Raw genomic sequence first — 5,626 nt, 5'->3', positions numbered from 1 at the left:
CAAGCGCTGCGAGATCGATGACCTCGAACAGCTGGCCACCACCAGCGACATCGTCGGCGATATCAGCCGTTTCATCCACGCCCTGCAGAAGGAGCGCGGGGCCTCCAACGTCTATCTCGCCTCCGGCGGCGAGCGCTTCGCCGCCGAGCGCCGCGAGCGCGTGGCCGAATCGCTGCAGTCCGAGCAGCTCAGCCGCCAGCGACTCGATGCCCTGGCCGGCGGCCATGACCGACCGGCCTCCAGCGCCCGGCTGCTGACGCGAATCGCCCGGGTCTGGTGCGCCCTGGACGGGCTGGAGACGCTGCGTCGCGATATCGAGGCCCAGGCGCTCAGCGCCGACGCGGCCACCCAGGCTTTCAATACGCTGATCGGCGGGCTGCTGTCGGTGGTCTTCGAAGCCGCCGACTCCACCACCGACCCGCAGATCACCCGCGCCCTGGTGGCCATCTTCCACTTCATGCAGGGCAAGGAGCTGGCCGGCCAGGAGCGCGCCTGCGGCGCCATCGGTTTCACCGCCGGCGGCTTCGACGATGACCATCGCCGGCTGCTGAACCGCCTCATCGAGGCCCAGCAGCGCTGCTTCGATACCTTCTGCGAGTTCGCCACCGACGCCTCGCAGCGTTGCTGGCATGACGGCCTGCCACGGCGGACGCAGGCAGGCCTGCAGCAACTTCGCGACATGGCCGCTCGCGACTTCCGCGTGACCCCCAGCGCCCGTAGCCTCGGCGAGACCTGGTACGAGCTGGCGACCCTGCGCATCGACGCCATGCAGCGGGTGGAAGCAGCCCTGGCCGACGAGCTCTCGGCACTGTGTCACGCCCGTATTGCCGCCGCTCGCCAGGCGCTCGCCTCGCTCGAGAAACAAGAGCATGCGGCCAACGACGACGGCACGCGGCCGGCCATGTGCCAGCAGCTGGTGGAGCTGTTCGACGACGAGCCCGCCGACAGGCTCGCCACCCTCACCGCCCATGCCGTCGATTCACGACTCAACCGCTCGCTGATCGAACTGATGCAGGCCCAGGCCTCACGGCTCCAGGGCCTGAGCCACGAGTTGGCAAACACCCGCAAGGCACTGCGCGAGCGCAAGCTGATCGAGCGCGCCAAGGGGCTGATCATGGAGAACCAGAGGATGACCGAGGATCAGGCGTATCGCTTTCTGCGCAAGACCGCCATGGACCAGGGCAAGAGCATGGCCGAGCTGGCCAGCGCCATCCTCGACCTGGCCGACATTCTGAAGTCATCGGACCGCGGCCAGGCCCCCCTTTGAGGGCCTGGCATCCCCTCCCGTTGGCGCTGCACCCGGTGCCGCACGCTGGTGCAGCAGGGCCCCAGCCCGCGCCTTTCGCGTACGCCCCCCACCCGGACCTCCTTTGATCCCTATCATGAAAAAATATACAAACCATTGTTATTTAACATTAATTTAACAAATTATGCCGAGCTGGCACGACACCTGCTAATTGAAAAGCAAGAGAAGTCTCGCCTGACCAGCGCCGGTCAGGATCACCATTTCAGGCAACGTCGCCAGATTCCCTCCCCATCGCTCGCAGGGGTTGGAATCTGGCGTTTTTCATTTCGATAGGGGATCAAGATGAACAAGAAGATCGGTGTATTCCTCGGCCTCGGCGCCGCCCTCTTCACCACCCAGGCCACTGCCCAGACAGGCTGGCCGGAAAAGGAGGACCTCACGTTCGGCTTCATCAAGCTGACCGACATGGCCCCCTTGGCCATCGCCTATGAACGCGGCTACTTCGAGGATGAGGGGCTTTTCGTCGAACTGGAGGCCCAGGCCAACTGGCGTGTGCTGCTCGATCGGGTCATCTCCGGCGACCTGGATGGCGCCCACATGCTGGCCGGTCAGCCGCTCGGTGCCACGGTGGGCTTCGGCACCGAGGCCCATGTGGTCACGGCCTTCACCATGGATCTCAACGGCAACGCCTGCACCGTCGGCCACGACGTGTGGGAAGGCATGAAGCCTCATCTGGAGATGGCGGACGGCAAGCCCGTCCACCCCATCTCCGCCGAGGCGCTGGCGCCGGTCATCGACGACTTCGGTGCGCGCGGCGAGTCCTTCAACCTGGGCATGGTCTTCCCGGTGTCCACCCACAACTACGAGCTGCGCTACTGGCTGGCCGCCGCGGGCATTCACCCTGGCTACTATGCCCCACAGCGGGGCGACACCAACGGTCAGATCGACGCCGATGTGATGATCTCGGTGACGCCGCCCCCGCAGATGCCCGCCACCCTGGAGTCGGGCACCATTCACGGCTACTGCGTCGGTGAGCCCTGGAACCAGCAGGCGGTATTTCGCGACATCGGCGTGCCGGTAATCACCGACTACGACATCCGCAACAACATCGCCGAGAAGGTCTTCGGGGTCAGCAACGACTGGGCAGAGCAGTACCCCAACACCCATGTTCGGGTGGTCAAGGCGCTGATTCGCGCCGGTCACTGGCTCGATGCCGAGGACAACGCCAACCGCGAGGAGGCGGCGCGGATCATCTCCCAGCCCTACTACGTCGGCGCCGACTACGAGGTGATCGCCAACAGCATGACCGGCATCTTCGAGTTCGAGAAGGGCGACGTGCGGGAAGCGCCGGACTTCAACGTCTTCTTCCGCTACGACGCCACCTACCCCTTCTACTCCGACGCCATCTGGTACCTGACCCAGATGCGCCGCTGGGGGCAGATCCCCGAGCACAAGCCGGACGACTGGTACATGGACATCGCCCGCAAGGTCTTCCTGCCCGAGGTGTACGAGCAGGCGGCGCGTGAGCTGATCGCGGAGGGGACTCTCGACGCCAGCGACTTCCCCGACTTCGATACCGAGGATGGCATCCGCCCGGTCGAGGCGACCACCTTCATCGACGGCATCCCCTTCGATGCCCGGCAACCCACGGCCTATCTCGAGCAGTTCGAGATCGGCCTGAAGGGCGATGAGCAGCCGTAACGTATCGCCACGCTTTCTTCTTGCTCCCAACCCAATGAGGTTTCCCATGAATCGCGCCATCACCTGGGTCAGGCATGTCCCCGCCGCCCGCTGGAGGGATCTCCAGTGGGGCAGTCTGGCCAAGCAACTTGCCCTGCCACTGGTCGGCCTGCTGGTGTTCCTGGCGGTCTGGCAGGTCGGCTCCCAGCACATCAACACCTCGCTGGGCACCTTCCCCGGCCCCACTGACGTCTACACCCAATGGTCCAACCTGGTGGGCGAACATCAGGCGGAACGAGCCAGGGAAGCCGTCTTCTACGAGCGGCAGGCCGAGCGCAATGCGGCCATGCTGGCCGAGGACCCCAACGCCGAGGTGCGCTGGCGAGAGTTCCGCGGCCGGGTCACCTTCTTCGACCAGATCCAGACCAGCCTGGTCACGGTGCTCAGTGGCTTCCTGCTCGCCACCCTGATCGCCATCCCCTTGGGCATCATGATTGGCCTGAGCCAAGGGCTCTACCGCGCCTTCAACCCGGTGATTCAGCTCTTCAAGCCGGTCTCGCCGCTGGCCTGGCTGCCCCTGGTCACCCTGGTAGTCAGCGCGGTCTATGTCTCGGACGACCCGATGTTCTCGCGCTCCTTCCTGATCTCGATGATCACCGTGACCCTCTGCTCCCTATGGCCGACCCTGATCAACACCGCGGTCGGCGTCTCCAGCATCGACCGCGACCTGCTCAACGTCAGCCGCGTGTTGCGCCTGGGCTGGTTCACCAAGGTGCGCAAGGTGGTCATTCCCTCGGCCATCCCGATGATGTTCACCGGCCTGCGCCTGTCGCTGGGGATCGCCTGGATGGTACTGATCGCGGCGGAAATGCTGGCCCAGAACCCGGGGCTCGGCAAGTTCGTCTGGGACGAGTTCCAGAACGGCTCCTCCGATTCGCTCGGGCGCATCTGCGTGGCCGTCATCGTGATCGGCTTCATCGGCTTCCTGCTGGATCGCTGCATGCTGGTCCTGCAGCGCTGGCAGAGCTGGGACAAGAGCGCCACCATCCGCTGAGAGGAGAGCCATCATGGCCAATGCACACTTGGAACTGAGCCAGGTCGGGATCGACTTCCCGACCCCCAAGGGGCCCTTCTGCGCCCTCAAGCAGGTCGACCTGAAGATCGCCAAGGGCGAGTTCGTCTCGCTGATCGGTCACTCCGGGTGCGGCAAGTCCACCGTGCTCAACATCGTGGCGGGCCTGCATCAGGCCACCCAGGGCGGGGTGGTCCTCAACGGCAGGGAGGTCGACGAGCCGGGCCCCGAGCGGGCGGTGGTCTTCCAGAACCACTCGCTGATGCCCTGGATGACGGCCTACCAGAACGTCGAGCTGGCGGTGAAGCGGGTCTTCGGCAGACGCAAGAGCCGCGCCGAGATCCGCGCCTGGGTCACGCACAACCTGGAACTGGTGCACATGACCCATGCCATGCACAAGCGCCCCGACGAGATCTCCGGCGGCATGAAGCAGCGCGTGGGCATCGCCCGGGCGCTGGCCATGGAGCCCCAGGTGCTGCTGATGGATGAGCCGTTCGGCGCGCTGGATGCCCTGACCCGGGCCCACCTGCAGGACTCCCTGCAGGAGATCCATGCCGAGCTCGGCAACACCGTGATCATGATCACCCACGACGTGGACGAGGCGGTGCTGCTCTCCGACCGCATCGTGATGATGACCAACGGCCCGGCGGCCACCATCGGCGAGATCCTCGAGGTCGACCTGCCACGGCCCCGCGACCGTATCGCCCTGGCCGACAACCCGCGTTACAACCACTATCGCCACGAGGTGCTGCGCTTCCTCTACGAGAAGCAGCGCAAGGTGGAGAGCCTGGACCGGCGGCGCGATACCGCCAAGGCGGCGAAGAAGACCCAGGTGCAGGCGTAATCGCCGCGGCGCCAGCCGGGGGCCACCTTCGGGTGGCCCCTTTTTGTGGAGGCTTATTCCCGCTCGGCCACCACCTGCATGTCCAGCAGCAGGAAGGAGAGCGTCTTGCCATGGCCGTCCAGGTTCACGGCACCGTTGACCCCGCCCTGAAGAACGTCATCGACCACCAGGTTCATGCCGCACAGTCCCGGCATCAGGTAGCGGCGCACGCGGCTGGCGCCGTGGTGGGCGAACAGCGCTGACTTCCACGCCCGCTACCCGCGCATCAACTTCAGCCTGCACGATGTGCTGGCCGAACAGGTGAATCGGATGGTGCGCGAGGGCCGTGCCGCCCGGTAGCCGTGACGCCTTCCCAGGCTGGCCAACCAGTGCCCGCTGCCCTCGACCAGGCGTGCCAGCCCCCCTCCCAGGGCCTTGGCCGACTCAAGCGGCATCGACGACTTTCGGCTGCGGTTCAGTGCGCGCATGGCCAGGCTCTTCCTCGTTGATCTCTTCCAGCAGGGACTTGAGTTCGGGAATACAGCTGCCGCACTGGGTGCCGCAGGCCAGCCGGGCCCCCAGCGCCTCGACGCTGCTGTCGCCGCCACGGATCGCCGCCACGATGGGCTTCCTACCCACCTGATGGCAGCTGCACACCACCGGGCCGCTATCGGCGGCGCCGTCGTCGCAGCCGGCCAGCAGGCGGCGCCGGCGCTCGGCGGACAGCGGCTCGCCCCGGGCGGCCTCGGCGAAGCGCTCGTCGAGCCAGGCCAGCCCCGGCAGTTCGGTGGGCGGCCCCACCATC

The 5,626-nt window shown here is 66.1% G+C and carries 6 protein-coding genes; 4 read left to right on the top strand and 2 right to left on the bottom strand.

From position 1 onward, the window contains the following. The 4 genes from J5F18_RS07030 to J5F18_RS07015 all read left to right on the top strand — a co-directional run. On the top strand, positions 1-1,267 hold a 1,267-nt coding region (locus J5F18_RS07030), incomplete at its 5' end, for a nitrate- and nitrite sensing domain-containing protein (protein ID WP_346301564.1). A 321-nt stretch (positions 1,268-1,588) separates the two neighbouring features. Further along, positions 1,589-2,947, top strand: coding sequence for a CmpA/NrtA family ABC transporter substrate-binding protein (locus tag J5F18_RS07025; RefSeq protein ID WP_346301563.1), 1,359 nt, complete (start codon positions 1,589-1,591; stop codon positions 2,945-2,947). 46 nt (positions 2,948-2,993) lie between these two features. Then, entirely contained in the window at positions 2,994-3,980 is a 987-nt protein-coding gene (locus J5F18_RS07020) for an ABC transporter permease (RefSeq protein WP_346301562.1), read from the top strand. A 13-nt stretch (positions 3,981-3,993) separates the two neighbouring features. After that, on the top strand, positions 3,994-4,842 hold the full coding sequence (locus J5F18_RS07015; RefSeq protein ID WP_346301561.1) for an ABC transporter ATP-binding protein: 849 nt from the start codon (positions 3,994-3,996) through the stop codon (positions 4,840-4,842). A 53-nt stretch (positions 4,843-4,895) separates the two neighbouring features. Here the strand turns inward: J5F18_RS07015 and J5F18_RS07010 are convergent, their stop codons facing one another. Together J5F18_RS07010 and J5F18_RS07005 are read right to left on the bottom strand one after the other, a co-directional pair. Next, positions 4,896-5,051: a hypothetical protein gene (locus J5F18_RS07010; RefSeq protein WP_346301560.1), complete on the bottom strand. Its 156-nt coding sequence runs from the start codon at positions 5,049-5,051 to the stop codon at positions 4,896-4,898. 214 nt (positions 5,052-5,265) lie between these two features. Further along, on the bottom strand, positions 5,266-5,626 hold a 361-nt coding region (locus tag J5F18_RS07005; RefSeq protein ID WP_346301559.1), incomplete at its 5' end, for a (2Fe-2S)-binding protein.

It is taken from the genome of Halomonas sp. BM-2019 (assembly GCF_017584085.1).
This window is presented reverse-complemented; position numbering and strand designations above follow the sequence as displayed.